Annotated in this window: 17 protein-coding genes; 9 read left to right on the top strand and 8 right to left on the bottom strand. The window is 36.8% G+C overall.

Features of this window, described 5'->3' with window-relative positions; translation table 11 throughout:
- Positions 1 to 178: 178 nt before the first annotated feature.
- Together DN389_RS22565 and DN389_RS22560 are read right to left on the bottom strand one after the other, a co-directional pair.
- On the bottom strand, positions 179 to 1,000 hold the full coding sequence (locus DN389_RS22565; RefSeq protein ID WP_149237640.1) for a Cof-type HAD-IIB family hydrolase: 822 nt from the start codon (positions 998 to 1,000) through the stop codon (positions 179 to 181).
- 281 nt (positions 1,001 to 1,281) lie between these two features.
- Positions 1,282 to 2,565 carry a purine/pyrimidine permease gene (locus tag DN389_RS22560; protein ID WP_060487946.1) on the bottom strand — a complete coding sequence of 428 codons (1,284 nt, stop codon included), beginning with the start codon at positions 2,563 to 2,565 and terminating at the stop codon, positions 1,282 to 1,284.
- A gap of 95 nt (positions 2,566 to 2,660) precedes the next feature.
- Here DN389_RS22560 and DN389_RS22555 point away from each other — a divergent pair, with 95 nt between their 5' ends.
- From DN389_RS22555 to DN389_RS22545, 3 genes are all read left to right on the top strand, one after another.
- Positions 2,661 to 3,653 (top strand): potassium channel family protein, encoded by a 993-nt coding sequence (locus DN389_RS22555; protein WP_149237639.1) that lies wholly within the window; start codon positions 2,661 to 2,663, stop codon positions 3,651 to 3,653.
- A 6-nt stretch (positions 3,654 to 3,659) separates the two neighbouring features.
- Positions 3,660 to 3,947 carry a YwdI family protein gene (locus DN389_RS22550; protein ID WP_001167358.1) on the top strand — a complete coding sequence of 96 codons (288 nt, stop codon included), beginning with the start codon at positions 3,660 to 3,662 and terminating at the stop codon, positions 3,945 to 3,947.
- Between the two features lie 65 nt (positions 3,948 to 4,012).
- Complete coding sequence (locus tag DN389_RS22545; protein WP_000688322.1) at positions 4,013 to 4,381, top strand: DUF423 domain-containing protein; 369 nt, start codon at positions 4,013 to 4,015, stop codon at positions 4,379 to 4,381.
- A 31-nt stretch (positions 4,382 to 4,412) separates the two neighbouring features.
- Here DN389_RS22545 and gerQ read toward each other — a convergent pair whose 3' ends face one another.
- The 4 genes from gerQ to hemQ all read right to left on the bottom strand — a co-directional run bounded on the left by gerQ (position 4,413) and on the right by hemQ (position 7,683).
- Positions 4,413 to 4,841 (bottom strand): spore coat protein GerQ, encoded by a 429-nt coding sequence (gene gerQ, locus DN389_RS22540; protein ID WP_000068635.1) that lies wholly within the window; start codon positions 4,839 to 4,841, stop codon positions 4,413 to 4,415.
- 27 nt (positions 4,842 to 4,868) lie between these two features.
- Positions 4,869 to 5,291 carry a cell wall hydrolase CwlJ gene (cwlJ, locus tag DN389_RS22535; protein WP_000538157.1) on the bottom strand — a complete coding sequence of 141 codons (423 nt, stop codon included), beginning with the start codon at positions 5,289 to 5,291 and terminating at the stop codon, positions 4,869 to 4,871.
- Positions 5,292 to 5,465: 174 nt separating this feature from the next.
- Entirely contained in the window at positions 5,466 to 6,737 is a 1,272-nt protein-coding gene (locus DN389_RS22530; protein ID WP_149237638.1) for a serine hydrolase, read from the bottom strand.
- A gap of 202 nt (positions 6,738 to 6,939) precedes the next feature.
- Entirely contained in the window at positions 6,940 to 7,683 is a 744-nt protein-coding gene (gene hemQ, locus DN389_RS22525; protein WP_001287602.1) for a hydrogen peroxide-dependent heme synthase, read from the bottom strand.
- Between the two features lie 279 nt (positions 7,684 to 7,962).
- Between hemQ and pta the strand changes: the two genes are divergently transcribed.
- Positions 7,963 to 8,934, top strand: coding sequence for a phosphate acetyltransferase (gene pta / locus DN389_RS22520; protein WP_000067215.1), 972 nt, complete (start codon positions 7,963 to 7,965; stop codon positions 8,932 to 8,934).
- 48 nt (positions 8,935 to 8,982) lie between these two features.
- Here pta and lipL read toward each other — a convergent pair whose 3' ends face one another.
- Both lipL and DN389_RS22510 read right to left on the bottom strand, forming a co-directional pair.
- Positions 8,983 to 9,828: an octanoyl-[GcvH]:protein N-octanoyltransferase gene (gene lipL, locus DN389_RS22515; protein WP_046955490.1), complete on the bottom strand. Its 846-nt coding sequence runs from the start codon at positions 9,826 to 9,828 to the stop codon at positions 8,983 to 8,985.
- A gap of 128 nt (positions 9,829 to 9,956) precedes the next feature.
- Entirely contained in the window at positions 9,957 to 10,649 is a 693-nt protein-coding gene (locus tag DN389_RS22510; protein ID WP_000868353.1) for an RsfA family transcriptional regulator, read from the bottom strand.
- A 286-nt stretch (positions 10,650 to 10,935) separates the two neighbouring features.
- Here DN389_RS22510 and DN389_RS22505 point away from each other — a divergent pair, with 286 nt between their 5' ends.
- From DN389_RS22505 to DN389_RS22485, 5 genes are all read left to right on the top strand, one after another.
- Positions 10,936 to 11,160 carry a YuzB family protein gene (locus DN389_RS22505; RefSeq protein ID WP_000526075.1) on the top strand — a complete coding sequence of 75 codons (225 nt, stop codon included), beginning with the start codon at positions 10,936 to 10,938 and terminating at the stop codon, positions 11,158 to 11,160.
- Between the two features lie 303 nt (positions 11,161 to 11,463).
- Entirely contained in the window at positions 11,464 to 12,519 is a 1,056-nt protein-coding gene (locus DN389_RS22500; protein ID WP_000388283.1) for a FecCD family ABC transporter permease, read from the top strand.
- The gene (locus DN389_RS22495; RefSeq protein WP_149237637.1) at positions 12,516 to 13,532 is read left to right on the top strand and encodes a FecCD family ABC transporter permease; all 1,017 of its coding nucleotides are present in this window, start codon (positions 12,516 to 12,518) and stop codon (positions 13,530 to 13,532) included. The genes DN389_RS22500 and DN389_RS22495 overlap by 4 nt, the downstream gene beginning before the upstream one ends.
- A 15-nt stretch (positions 13,533 to 13,547) precedes the next feature.
- Positions 13,548 to 14,360: an ABC transporter ATP-binding protein gene (locus DN389_RS22490; protein WP_000212066.1), complete on the top strand. Its 813-nt coding sequence runs from the start codon at positions 13,548 to 13,550 to the stop codon at positions 14,358 to 14,360.
- Between the two features lie 190 nt (positions 14,361 to 14,550).
- A complete protein-coding gene (locus DN389_RS22485; RefSeq protein ID WP_149237636.1) occupies positions 14,551 to 15,495 on the top strand; it encodes an ABC transporter substrate-binding protein in 945 nt (314 codons plus the stop codon).
- Positions 15,496 to 15,502: the final 7 nt, after the last annotated feature.

Raw genomic sequence — 15,502 nt, 5'->3', positions numbered from 1 at the left:
TAGTAAATTTGTATTCTTTTTCAAAATAAAATAGTCTATTTTGTTTCATTATATACAAAAAGAAAGTTTACACTACGAGAATAGTGCAAAGTTCAAAATATAGTCACAAAAGCATGAGAATTTAAATAAAAACCTATTTGAAGTGTTTGACTTCAAATAGGTTTTATGAGTGAAAATATTAAACAAGTGCTTCTCTTTTTAGTACGAACTTCTCTACAACTTTTGCAACGCCATCGTTCATATTTGTATCTGTTACATAGTTTGCAATTTCTTTAATATCATCTGGTGCATTGCCCATTGCAACACCAAGACCGGCGAATTCGATCATTGCCTGATCGTTATAGCTATCGCCCATTGCGATAACTTCTTCGCGCTTAATGCCAAGTTTTTGAATCAGTTGGTTTAAGCTCGTTCCTTTTGTAACACCAGCTTCAGTAAATTCTAAGAAGAATGGTTTAGAACGCATAACGCTTAATTGGCCTTCTAGTTGTTTTTGTAGTTTTGATTCTACCGTTTGTAAATGTTCTGGATTTTCTACCATTAATACTTTTACAACTGGTTGTTGCACAGCTTCTTTCAGGTTATTTACTTCTACGATTGGCATACCTGTAATTTGACCTTCAATTTCTGTATAAGAGTTATTTTCTTCCGTGATAATATCGTCCCCAATATATGTGTGAATCCATATATTTTCTTCTTTACTAATGTCGTATAGACTGTGAACGATTTCAGGGGGTAATGTACTACTGAATAATTCTTCATCTGTTTTACAGTTAATAATTTTTGCACCATTAAATGAAAGAATAAAGCTACCGAACTCATCTAAATGTAACTCTTTTGCGATTGCAAGCATTGCGAATGTTGGACGTCCAGAAGCAAGTACAACTTTTACACCTTGCTCTTGTGCAGTCATTAGAGCCTCTTTCGTACGAGGTGAAATGGTATGGTCGTCACGTAATAAAGTATCATCTAAGTCTAAAACAATCATTTTATAAGTCATATTGAAAATTCCTCTCTTTGTTGAAATAGAAATAAAGTTTTATGAAGATATTGGGGAATATATAGTAAGAAATCGAACTTCTTTATGTGAAGCTAGGAGAAGTTCTGTATTTTTAGTATAAATTATCACGAGCACGTTGCCCATGATAATTTATACTGCTAATGCCCGATCGATGAGAGCTAATCATTAGTAAAGATGAGTGGCTCTCATTGATCAAAGTTGCACTTTATCATTATCGTAACAACTCTAAAGATAGAGTGCAATAATGGAAGTTTTCCAATTTACGATGGTTGTTTTTCTGTAGAACGAGAAAATAGTATTTCGAGCAAAATTGCCATTACAGATCCGAGAACAAGACCGTTACTTAAAAACGATGCTAGAAACGGCGGGAGTGTAGAAAATGCTCCTGCTGGAACAAACATAACTCCGACTCCTGTAAAGATCGAAAGACCCGCTACTTTAAATAATCGTTCTTTATCCTGTACTGTTTCGTATTCGCGAAAGGCAAGACCAATCATGCTTGCAAATACAGGGTAAATGGCAGCATATCCGACTGCGACAGGTATCGCCGCAAAGAATGAAGTAATCTTCGGGAATATACTAACGAAAATAATAAAGCTTGACCCTAACATAAATGGGAGTCGTTTATAAATATTAGTCGTTGCAATAAATCCTGCTGATCCAGAAATCGCGACAGGTCCAATAGCTGAGAATAGACCGCCTAATAATTGATTGATCCCTGTTATAATGCCGGCTTGTTTGAAGCGATCTGGTGCGGCATCCTTTTCATACTTAGAGACAATCCTTTGCACAACGCGAATACTTGCCAACATATTTGTTAGAAGTAATAGTGTAACGAAAACTACCGTAATTGCCATGTTCCATTCAATGCGAGGCATTCCGAAAACAAATAGAGACGGAAAACGGATTATATCTGTCACAGGCGTTACTGGATTAGATAATCCGAAGCATGCGAATAATATCCAGCCGCAGACGATACTGAAAAGAACGGAATATTGTCCAATAATAGGTAGCTTCATGATGAAAAAGGATAGTAAAATAACAATGAGTGAAAGAATAAATACGTCAGCTTGTACTTCTGTATGTTGCCCGTCAAGGCCGAACATTCCCTTTAAGAAGGACCCGCTAAGTTGCGCGACAAGAAGAAATAAATATGTTCCAATGACTGTCGGTGTAAAATAGCGGACTAGTTTATCGATGAGTCCAAAAACACTAAGAATAATACAAATGATACCACTTAATAGGAAAGCGTACTGAAGGACTTTAAGCGTTTCATTGCTGGATCCAAATAATACGACACCTAAACTTGCATAAAGGGAGAAAATACCCCACCAAAGTCCAGCAGGACCTTCTTGAATAGGAAGTTTATGCCCAAATATAGCTTGCAGTAGGCCAGCAAAGCCAAGAACAAATAATGTTCTTTGTACGAATGCAATAGCTTCAGCGCCATCGAGACCATAATTAGTTGCGACGCTAATTGGTACAATAAGGCTTCCAGCTAAAATAAATAGTGCCCATTGTAAGGCGGAAAGAAATGTTTTCATTATATCAACCTCTTTCATAGATTCCGTATCTAGTATATATGTATTTCATTTCCACTGGCAAAGATTGTAGATAGAGAAAAGAGTTGAAGCGCAATATGAATGCACGTAAGCAATTATGGATAGCAGTTATATGTATGACTTTTGTTGTAATTCTAGGAACGCTAGGATTTATGATGATTGAAGAGATTAGTTTGTTTCAAGCATTTTGGATGACGATGATTACTGTATTGACTGTTGGATACGGAGATGCCGTTCCTGTAACGCAAGCGGGGAAAGTATTTGCACTCCTTATTATACCTGTTGGTGTCGGTATTGTTACGTATGCAATTGGTGTAGTGGCAGCTATGATTATTGAAGGGAATTTATTTCATGCAGTACGGAGGAAGAAGATGGGTAAACAAATAGCACAGTTACAAAATCATATTATCGTATGTGGTTGCGGTAGAGTGGGGCTTCAAGTTGTACATGAATTGCAAGAAAAGAAAATCCCATTTGTCGTTGTTGATAAAGATGAGAGTATATTGGAACAGGAAAAGCTTTTATTTGTACACGGAGATGCAACGGAAGACCAAGTGTTACATCATGCTGGAATTTCAAAGGCAGCTGGTTTAGTTGCTATCGTAGCAAATGATGCTGAAAATGTATTTATTACATTAACGGCAAGAGGGCTAAACGATGCAATTAAAATTGTGGCAAGGGCGGAAAAACCGGAAACTGAAGACAAATTAAAGCGTGCTGGGGCAAATAAGGTGATTAATCCATCTAGCATGGCAGGAATTCATATTGCAAAAGGTATTGCGAATCCGCTAACAGTTCATTATATTGATACAGTACTATATGGCGTGGAACAGTCATTTGTAATTGAAGAAATTGCAGTCGGCAAAGGTTCTATTTTAGCTAGTAAATCGTTACTAGAGAGTGATGTGAGAAATCAATTTGATGTAACAATTTTAGCGATTTTGAGAAATGGGGATGTTATACATAATCCAACGGGGCAGGAAAAACTACGAGAACATGATATGATAATAGTGTTTGGTTCAGTAGAGAAGCTAGGACAATTTGAGAAAGAACTACAAAGTAAGAGGTGACAAGGAATGCAAATATCGAGCGATAAGATTTTAAATAAAATGGCGAATGAAATTGCAAAGGCAAAAAGCAGTGAAGGGCAACAATCAAAAGCGCATTTATTAGTTGTGCGAGCGTTATGTGATTTATTATTAGATGAACAAGCTGAGCCTTCTATGTATAGAGAACCTGAGATTCCATCACAAGTAATTGGATCTCAGCCTATGACGACAGTTCAACCAGTTATGCCGGTTTCTGGAGAACCTGTTTATATAAAAGAAGAAGGTGCAAACGGTAATTCTTTATTTGATTTTTAGAAGATAAATCGTTTGGCTTATATGAAAAAATTGCTTATGATAAAGGTAAAAAAAGGGGAATTAAGATGAAAATTTTCTTTTTACTAGGTTGTATTGCGGCAGGGCTATCTGTTGCGTTAGGGGCTTTTGGAGCACACGGTTTAGAAAATAAAGTTTCTGCAAAAATGTTAGAAGTTTGGAAAACAGGCGTTACATATCAAATGTTTCATGCCGGTGGACTATTCGTAGTTGCTTTATTAATGGATAAAATTCAATCATCACTTTTAACTACTGCTGGCTGGCTTATGGTAGCTGGGATTATTATGTTTTCAGGTAGTTTGTATGCATTAAGTACGACAGGTATTAAGTTCTTTGGCCCAATTACACCTCTTGGTGGTGTAGCGTTTATCGTGGCATGGATCTTAGTCGGAACTGCAGTTGTAAAAGGTTTATAAAAAAACAAAAGCTGGCATATGCCAGCTTTTTTTATGGTCTTGGAGCATAAGTTGCTTGTTGACTAGGTAAATACATAATTTCTTCTGGGAATTCTACATAATCTAAGTAAATCATTAGTAGTAAAAAACGTTTCCCCGATTGCGGTTCACTAATAACGATGTGATCACGTCCAGCTGCCTCAATAATACCTGTATAAGATTGTGTACCGAGTGAACTACCACGCTCATAAGTCATTACTACGGTGGCTTGCTTGCCTTTGTTCAAGCGAAGAATATTTTCAATATACGACTGTTCTAATGGTAACATGCCTTGAGAAACGGCATATTGAGCTTGCGCAGCTTGTTGTTGCATCGCTTGCTGTTGTTGCTGTTGCTGTGGGGTCATTTGTTGCTGTTGTGCATAAGTTCCAGATGGTTGATAAAAACCTGTTCCATAATACGGGTTTTGTTGCTGTGCCATTCAAAAATCCCTCCTCGTTTTCATTCCTTAATATACGCTAGGGCAATCCCCGGCAGATGGTTGGAAGAAGCAGTGCTTTTTAAAACGTCCAGAGTTTTGTTGGTCATACCAAGTTGGTGGGCAAGGACCTTCAGGTCTAAAAAACCATAAGGCGAAATTTGCAGGCCAAAAACGTTGTCCTTGAATCGTTCGCCTTGCTAATGCGATATCTTGTTCTCTTGCACGCTGATAAAAATACCCTTTTTGCGTTGCCTCAAAACCGCCAGGATTTTGATAAACCATTTGACGTAAATTACGTATTTTTTTAAAATCTAAACAATTTCCGCGGACACGATTTACCCCTACGTTTCCGACCATTAACATTCCTTGTTGTCCTTCTCCTTCAGCTTCAGCACGCATCAGTCTAGCTAATAACTTTACATCTTCTTCGTTATAAGCAATAACACCCATTATGTGTCACCTCTCTTTTTGGAATACCTTGTGGAAAGAGGTTTATTTCTAGATGAAGTGTGTAACGATTACTAGTTCATACGTATGAGAAAAAGGACTCAGATATGACAACCAAACGAAGTTTTACATGGAGAGAGGAAAATAAAAAAGCTAGCGTGAGCTAGCTTTCCATCATTAAAATACTTTAGACCATAAGTTTGAGAAGAAATCTCCGATAGAGCGCATTGTTAATACGAACCAATTTGCCTTTTCAACTTCTTCTGTCGTTTTTGCAGTAACTTTCATACTTTTACTACCGTCTAAGAAACCATATTTATCAGTTGATTCTAAAGTAATTGAGCCTACTTTGGCATCTTTCTTAATAGGAGCAACTAAATGTCCATCTTCAGCAAGAGATTTATCTACTTCAGTCCCAATTTTATAAGGATCTTTGCTACCTTTTTTCGCGATTACTGTTATTTCTTTTTCCGGTACAACAGTTACTTGATCTTCTTTACCTTTTACTACAGAGATTGTATTATTTTTATCAACTTTTAGCTTTTGTTTTTCGAAGTTATTAAACCCGTATTCGATTAATTCACGAGATTCTGTGAAGCGCTCGTCCATTGATTTTGTTTTAATAATAACTGAAATAAGACGTACATCACCACGTTTAGCAGTAATAGTGAATCCATATCCAGCGGTATCAGAACTACCAGTTTTTAAACCATCTGTTCCTTCATAAGAGAAAGCAGCACCTGGTAACATCCAGTTCCAGTTTTCCATACGAATTGGTTTCGGATGATTATCTGGGAAGTTTCTAAATCTTTGTTTTGTATCCTCTAGCATTTCTGGATACTTTGTAATCATTGCTTTTGAAAGCATACCCATATCGCGAGCTGACATGGAATTTTCTCCATTCGGATCCGTTCCCTCAGGGTGTTTTCCTTTTAAGTCAGCGTTATTTAACCCAGTAGCGTTTACAAATTTATATTTCTTTAACCCTAGTTTTTTTGCATGTTCATTTGCAAGATTCAAGAAGTTCTTCTCACTTCCTGCAAGAAGTTCTGCTAAGGCAATACTAGATCCGTTTGCAGAGAAGATAACGATAGAATGATATAATTCTCTTACAGTATATTGACGTCCCTTTTCAAACGGAACGTTAGAGAATTCATTATTACGTGAAACTTCATAAGCATAATCAGAAATGTTTACCTTTGTATCCCAAGTAAATTTTCCTTCTTTAATTGCTTCTAATACGGCATAAACAACAATTAATTTTGACATACTAGCAATAGCTAGTAATTCATCTGGATTTTGTTCATGCAGTATTTTTCCTGTATCCGCATCAAATAAAAGTGCAGCTGCCGCCTCAATGTGTATTTTTTCTTCCGCATGGGATGTTGTTACTCCTAAGGGAGAAATTGACAATAAAAGCGCTAGTAAAATAGACAAGATTTTCTTCATATAGATTATCACCTTCGCATCGTTATTAGCATGTAGCTCGTAACATTTTAGCATAAATTTGGATATAGAAAGGTTACAATTTTGTAAGGAAATTGAAAAGAATTTGTCGATTTTTGTTCAAATTTGCAGAGAAAAGAAGTATTTTGAGGAGAAATATAGAGGGTAATAAAAAAAGGAACGAAATTCGTTCCTTTTTTACGATTTATATGTGTAAAAACTTCTCTACCTTTTCGTCTGGTAAAATGTTTCCAACGAAAAATGTTCCGAATTCACCATAACGAGCACTTACTTCATCGAAGCGCATTTCATATATAAGTTTTTTAAATTGAAGAACATCGTCAGCGAATAATGTTACGCCCCACTCAAAGTCGTCGAATCCAACTGATCCTGAAATAACTTGGCGTACTTTACCTGCGTACTGGCGACCGATTTTACTATGACTGTACATCATTTTTTTACGTTCTTCCATAGGAAGCATGTACCAGTTGTCATCACCTTGGCGACGCTTATCCATTGGGTAGAAGCAAATGTGATTTGCTTTTGGTAGTTCTGGATATAAGCGAGCTAAGATTTGTGGGTTTTGATATGGATCTTCATCAGCTGGAAGGTAGTTGCTTAGTTCAACAACAGATACGTAAGAGTATGCAGGAACCATATATTCAGCTAATGTTGTTTTATTCAATTCTGTCTCAATTTCATTTAACTCTTCCATTGTTGGACGTAAAATCATAAGCATAATATCAGCTTTTTGGCCAACAACAGTATACATTGCATGACTACCTTTTTTCGCGGTAGATACTTCGTTCCATTTTTCAACGACATTTAAAAATTCAGACACAGCTTGTCCGCGTTCGTCGCTAGATAATGTTTTCCATGCAGCCCAATCAATAGAACGTAAATCATGTAAACAATACCAGCCATCTAACGTTGTTGTTGCTTCACTCATTCTATTCACCTCAGTTAATGATAGTTTTACACGTTAACTATAGCATATATAGTTTTAAAATCATCTATATAAAGCCTTAGCGCATAAAATTGTCACATTTAAATTTACTTGAAAATAGGAGAAGATAAGGCTTAAAGGGGATTTATTTCTAGGCTGAATTTTATGAAAATATAATCATTTTCATTTTATCTATTTTTTGGGAGCTATAAGTTTAAAATATAGAGGAAAAGCAGTATTCTTAAAGATAGAGTTTTTTAACATATGTAGGAGGGTTTATTCGTGAGCAACTTATTTACAACAGTAAAAGAAAAAGTTCAAGGAAAAGGCATTTCTATCGTACTTCCTGAAGGAACTGATGAAAGAATTTTAGGCGCTGCAGAGCGCTTAGCAAAAGAAGAGTTAGTAAAACCAATCTTAGTTGGTAATAAAGAAGAAATTAGCGCAAAAGCTGCTAGCATGAATTTAACATTAGCAGGCGTTGATATTTATGACCCAGCTACATACGAAGAAATGGATGCAATGGTAGCATCTTTCGTTGAACGCCGTAAAGGTAAAGCAACTGAAGAAGACGCTCGCAAAATCCTTAAAGACGAAAACTACTTCGGTACAATGCTTGTATACATGGGCAAAGCACATGGTTTAGTAAGTGGTGCAGCTCACTCTACAGCTGATACAGTTCGTCCAGCACTTCAAATCATTAAAACAAAACCAGGCGTTACAAAAACTTCTGGCGTATTCATCATGGTACGTGAAGAAGAGAAATATGTATTCGCTGATTGTGCAATTAACATTGCACCAAACAGCCAAGATTTAGCTGAAATTGGTATCGAGAGTGCGAAAACTGCTGAACTATTCGGTATTGATCCACGCGTTGCTATGTTAAGCTTCTCTACAAAAGGTTCTGCGAAATCTCCAGAAACAGAAAAAGTTGTAGAAGCAACTCGCATTGCAAAAGAAATGGCTCCAGAATTAACTTTAGATGGAGAATTCCAATTCGATGCTGCATTCGTACCATCTGTAGCTGAGAAAAAAGCTCCAGGTTCTACAATTAAAGGTGATGCTAACGTATTCGTATTCCCAAGCTTAGAAGCTGGTAATATTGGCTACAAAATCGCTCAACGTTTAGGTAACTTCGAAGCAGTAGGACCAATTTTACAAGGTTTAAATATGCCTGTAAATGACCTATCTCGCGGATGTAACGAAGAAGAAGTGTACAAGTTAGCTTTAATTACAGCAGCTCAAGCACTTTAATTCTATAATGAATCGAAATAAAGACCGTCGCTATTATAGCGACGGTCTTTATTTTTCTAAGCCAAGTGCTTTATTGTTACGATCAATAATACGTTGTAAATTCGTCTCATATAAAGGTATTTCATCTATTGTTAATTGAGATGGTGTTAACTTTGGAGCGAATTGCTGCAGTGTTTTTAAAAGGCGCATCATTAAATCTTGTACTGTAATGGTTTCGCCAAGTAATTCTGAAAGTGAAGCCATCGTACTCGGTACAATTTCAGGATACGTAAAGCGTGTTTCTTCTCCTTGAATGGCTAGGTTGTAGAAATCACGAACGAGTGCGGCACGCTCAGAGCCACTTCCTGTAGCACAAAGATAAATTTGGACAGCGACACCGCCGCGAATACGTCGCTGTGAAATGCCAGCAAATTTTTGATTGCGAATACTTAAGTCATAGCTACCAGGACAGTAAGAGCCAACAATTTCTTTTGCCTCGATTGTAACATCGTAATCGTTTAACATTTCCTTAATTAAATGCCACATTGTATCGTATCCAAGATCAATATCGATACCTTTTTCTGTCTCTTGGAATAAAAGTGATACGTTTAAAACACCTTCATCAAGTACGACTGCAAGTCCACCGGAATTACGAACGATAACATTGAAGTTGTTTTCTTGTAAAAAGGAAATACCTTCTTCCAAGTGTGGTAGGCGTGAATCTTGAATGCCAAGAACAATTGTATTGTGATGAACCCAAGAACGCATTGTTGCAGCTGATTGACCATTTCCAATGCTTGTGCACAGTGTGTCATCCATTGCGAATGACTGCAATGCATGGAATGTTGGTCCCAAACTAGACTGATCTACAATACGCCACTCTGGCTGAGATAAAATGGAACGGGAATTGCTCATATAACTAACCCCTTATCTTTAAAATGACAATCTCTATTATAGCAAAAAATGTAGAAACGGGTTTTTTCATATATAAAGGGAAAGTTTAAAGGTGAAATAATAAAAAGGATGCATACAATGCATCCTTTTTATTCTGCAATTTTTTCTAAATTACCGTTTCGATCCATTCGGAAAGATGTTTGAGAACGTTCTTCGTCATCCATGACTGCCAGCTTACGAGCACGGTTCATAATATTCATAAGTGTTTCGTAATCTTCTTGTACAGTATGAGATTGTTTTTCTAATTTTTCTAGTTTCTTTTCTAGTTCTTCATTTCGAAGGATTTGTGATTTAATTTCTTGTTTCAATCTCGTATTCTCGTTTTCAAGAGCTGTCACTTTTATATTTGAAGATCCGACCGTTTGTAAAAAATAAATAACATCTTGCATTGTCATAGAGCCTTTTGCAGCAGGAACAGTAGGTTCTTGATATGGAATAGCTTCTTTATATTGCACAATTGATTCCTCTTGTACGAATTCTTCATAGTCAGTTATCGAATCTGAAGCTGGTGGTGTATAAAGTAAACGTTTTTTCGCTTGTTCACCGCTTGCAGCACGCATTTTATCTTTACGATGTTTTTTTGCTAGTTGAAGAGCTTGTTCATAGCTATAGCGAACAACAGCATTCCAACGGAAACCACAGGCAGCCGATGTACGATTTAATTGATCACCCACTTCTTCAAATGCATTTAATTGAGTACTTCCTTCTCGAACGTGACGAAGTACAGTTTCAGCAAGTAATAAATCATCCTCATCAGTCCAAGCATCTTGTCTTACTTTCATAGATTCAACTCCCTTTCTTTTTATGAACTTCCTATTTTTATAATGGGCAAAAAAATGAGCTTTTATACAAAGCTTTTAAAAATATGGTAGATTTCGATGAAAGGTATAAATTTTGCTATGAATGATGAGAGCTTATGAAGAAGAGCATATAAATATGTAACATTATATGAAGAAAGAGCGTTGTAAGGACACTTGCAACGAGCTTCAAAGAGCGGTAAAATACCATTTAGTGTTTATTTTTAAATGTACTTGTGAAAAGTTTAAAATAGAGGAAGTGTTATATATAATGGGAAACGAATTTCGTGTGTGCGATGATTGTCAGGCAACGAACGTTAAAACGTTGATTCCAAAGTTAAAAAAAGTAGATTCATGTGCAACGATTGAAGTTGCATGTCAGTCTTACTGTGGTCCTGGTCGTAAAAAATCATTCGCATTTGTAAATAATCGTCCAGTCGCGGCTCCAACAGAAGATGAATTAATTGTAAAAATTGAAGCAAAGTTAAATAAGTAAGAAAAAGAAGAGTGAACAGATTACTCTTCTTTTTTTATGCCCATACGAGGAATGAGTTATTCTACGAAAATACAATTGAGTAGATTAACATTCAATGAAGGAGGAGCATCATCTATTCATTCAAATATAAATTTATATTTCAAAATAATGGTTGACAGTCTTTTGAAGCGATAGGTAGAATAGAAAGTGTCTGATTCTGAGAATCATTATCAAGAAAAGGTCAATTAACCTAATTTTTTTATTACTATTTGAGAATAAATTTCATTTCATTAAATATATGTTGTTGGTTAGGATGGTTGAGGTATGGAAGCGAGCGCAAGGAGTATAGAACAGCAAGATGTGAATGTTAAAGAGATTAAGAGCAGACCGCTCGTTGCTTCTATTATTTTAGTAGCAGGTACAGTTTTGTTAGCTTTAAGCATGGCAGTTTCTATTTCGTTTGGTGCTGCAGATATTAGTTTAAAGACTGTATGGCAAGCTGTGTTTCAGTTTGACGGTTCTATTACGCATCATAACGTAATTCAAGAACTTCGCATGCCTAGAGCAATAGGGGGCGTAGTTGCAGGTGCCTTTTTAGCGGTATCAGGGGCAATTATGCAAGGTATGACGCGAAATCCACTTGCTTCACCATCGTTAATGGGAATTACAGATGGAGCTGTATTTGGAATTGCAATTATGTATGCATTCTTCCCTAATTCACCTTATTTAATGTTCGTTATCGCATCTTTTATTGGGGCTGCGTTTGGAGCGAGCATTGTATATGGAATTGGGTCTTCTTCACCAGGTGGATTAACACCTGTGAAGTTAGCTTTAGCGGGTGCAGCAATTAGTGCTTTATTAGGGGCCATTTCATCTGGAATTGCGCTATATTTCAACCTTGCCCAAGAGGTGAGTATGTGGAATGCAGGCGGAGTTGCGGGAGTGAAATGGGAAAGTATTAATATGTTAGTACCAATTGGCCTTGTTTGTCTCTTTATTGCAATTATGATGTCGAGGTATATTACAATTTTAAGCTTCGGTGAAGAAATTGCGATTGGACTTGGTCAAAATACGACATTAATTAAATTTATCGGAACAGTACTTGTTCTTGTGTTAACAGGTTCTGCGGTTTCTATGGCAGGATCGGTTGGATTTGTTGGTCTTGTAATCCCGCACATGACTCGTTTCCTTGTAGGCTCAGACTATAGATGGGTTATTCCATGTTCTGCGGTCTTAGGTGGGCTGTTAATTGAATGTGCAGATATGTTATCTCGCGTTATTAATCCGCCGTTTGAAACGCCAATTGGAGCAATTACAGCGCTAATTGGGGTTCCATTCTTCCTCTACTTAGCACGTAACGAAGGGAGAGGGAAAATGTGAGGACAAGTGTCTTAACAAAAAAGAACGTTTCTGTTTTAACAATCTTAGTAGGATTAATCGTTACTGTATTTTTAGTAAGTTTAAATACAGGGACATTTAAAATACCGCCAATGGACGTATTAAAGTCATTGGTTGGACTTGGGGCTGAAGATCAGTCTGTTATTTTATTTGAATTCCGTATGCCGCGTATGGTTATTGCTATATTAGTCGGATCCGCTTTAGCGATGTCAGGTGCGATTTTGCAAGGGTTATCACGAAATCCACTTGCTGATCCAGGTATTATCGGTATTAACGCTGGAGCGGGATTAACAGTTGTTATATTCGTCTACTTTTTCTTCGGAAAAGTTGGGACTGGTACATTTTTATCTGTATTTATCCTTCCATTCTTCGCGTTAGTTGGTGCAATATTAGCGGCGGTTATTATTTATTTACTAGCATGGAAAGACGGCGTTTCATCAACGAGATTAATACTAGTTGGTATCGCTGTTGCAGCCGGGTTTGGTGCTGTTAGTTTAATTTTTTCTATGAAGATGACATCTAACGATTTCCGCTTTGCTACGATTTGGTTAGCAGGAAGTCTATGGGGTACAGATTGGAAGTTCGTGCTAAGTGTACTTCCATGGATGGTTATTTTCTTGCCACTTGCTATTAGTAAGGCACACATATTAAATGTAATGAATCTAGGTGACTCCACAGCTGTTGGCCTTGGTCTAAATGTAGAAAAAGAAAGACGTAAATTATTATTTATTGCAGTTTGCTTAGCTGGTGCATCTGTCGCTGTTGCCGGAGGAATTGGTTTTATCGGTTTAATGGCTCCGCATTTAGCGAGGCGCCTTGTTGGTGGTAAACATCAAATTATGCTGCCTACCGCTGCACTAATAGGGACGTTTTTACTCTTATTCGCAGACGTAATTTCAAGAAGTGTGTTAACAACTTCAGAAATACCGGTCGGTCTTGTTATTTCTGTAGTTGGTGCACCATATTTCATATATTTACTTATGAGGACAAAATAAAGGGAGGCTTTTTGTATGGCAACTTTAGCAGTTGATGCGGTATCTGTTGGCTATAATGAAGGGTTAATTATTGATGGATTAACAGTTGAAATTCCAGAAGGGAAAATTACAACAATTATTGGACCAAATGGTTGTGGGAAGTCCACATTATTAAAAACGGCTTCTCGTATTTTGAAGGCGAAAAAAGGTACTGTTTATCTTGACGGAAAAGCAATCGAGAAACAACCAACGAAAGAAATCGCAAAGAAAATGGCGATTTTACCACAGACTGCAGAAGTGCCAACTGGCCTTACTGTGTTTGAACTTGTTTCATATGGACGTTTTCCTCATCAAAAAGGATTTGGAACGTTGAAAGAAGAGGATTATCGTTACATTCATTGGGCACTTGAAGTGACGGGAATGACAGAATTTGCAAATCGTTCAGCAGAGGCGTTATCAGGCGGGCAACGTCAACGTGTATGGATTGCGATGGCCCTTGCACAAGGAACAGAATTACTCGTATTAGATGAACCGACAACGTACTTAGATATGGCGCATCAATTAGAAGTATTAAATTTATTGAAAAAGTTAAATGAAGAAGAAGGTAGAACGATTGTTATGGTTATCCATGACTTAAACCATGCTTCTCGTTTCTCAGATCATATGATTGCATTAAAAGCAGGTAAGTTAATGAAACAAGGAACGCCAGATGAAGTGATGACAAGTGAAACACTTCGCAGTGTATTTGAGATTGAAGCTCAAATCGTTCCGTGTCCAGTAAACTGTAAACCAATTTGTTTAACATATGATTTAGCGATGATTAGTAATCAATTGCGTAAAAAAGCATAAGTAGAATCCCCCTCGTAAAGAGGGGGGCTTCTAATGGACGTTGAGCTTCTTATTAGTAAATAGGAAGTTGAACACCCGTTAGAACGGGGCATAAGCAACAATTAATCAATATATATTTATTAATTGTTAATCTTGTTTCTTATAGTTCACTGTAACTTATAAGAGAAATACAGCTAGAAGGAGTGGGAACATGAAGAATTTTAAAATGGCGTTATTAGCAATGGTACTAGTCGTTACTTCTGTACTATTTGCAGCTTGTTCTAACAAAGAAGAGAAGAAAGCAGATGCGAAGGATGCGAAGACTGAAGAGCGCACTGTACAACATGCAAAAGGGGAAATTAAAATCCCTGCAAATCCAAAGAAAATTGCTGACCTTAGTGGTTCAACAGAAGAATTATTAATTTTTGGTATGAAACCAATTATTACTGCTAATACATCTCAAGAAAAAATTGATACACATATTGAAAAGAAATTAAAAGACGTAAAACCAGTTGGTTCTGCTTGGGGCGATAAAATTAACATCGAAGCAGTAGCTGCTGCAAAACCAGACTTAATTCTTGTAAACAATCGTCAAGAAAAGATTTATGATCAATTATCTAAAATTGCACCAACAGTTATGTTAAAAACTCCATTAGATCAATGGCGTCCAAAATTCGAAGAAGTAGGTCAAATCTTCGGTAAAGAGAAAGAAACAAAAGAATGGTTCAAACAGTATGATGAAAAAGCAAGCAAATTACATGATAAAATCGTTGCGAAAACTGGCAATGCTAAATTTATGAAAATGGCTGCATATCCAAATGCTTTCCGCGTATACGGTGACTACGGTTACGGTAGCGTAATCTTTAATGATTTAAAATTACCAGCAGTTAAAGGTACACCAACGGATAAACCACTAGTACAAGTACAAAAAGAAGCTTTAATCGATTACAACCCGGATTACTTATTCGTATTTACAACTGGTGACGGTTCTCAACGTCTAAAAGAATTCCAAGAAGAATCAATTTGGAAAAACATGAACGCTGTTAAAAACAACCACGTATTTACAATTAAAAACGAAGACGTAAACAAAGGTTACTTCCCTCTAGGTAAAGAAATGATCTTAGATGAAGTTGCTGAATTCGTTTTAGGGAAATAATGTATAA

Origin of the sequence: Bacillus sp. AY3-1 (assembly GCF_008368785.1) — a bacterium.
Lineage (GTDB): Bacteria > Bacillota > Bacilli > Bacillales > Bacillaceae_G > Bacillus_A > Bacillus_A wiedmannii.
Note: the sequence above shows the minus strand (reverse complement) of the source record. Positions and strands in the feature narration are given on the sequence as shown.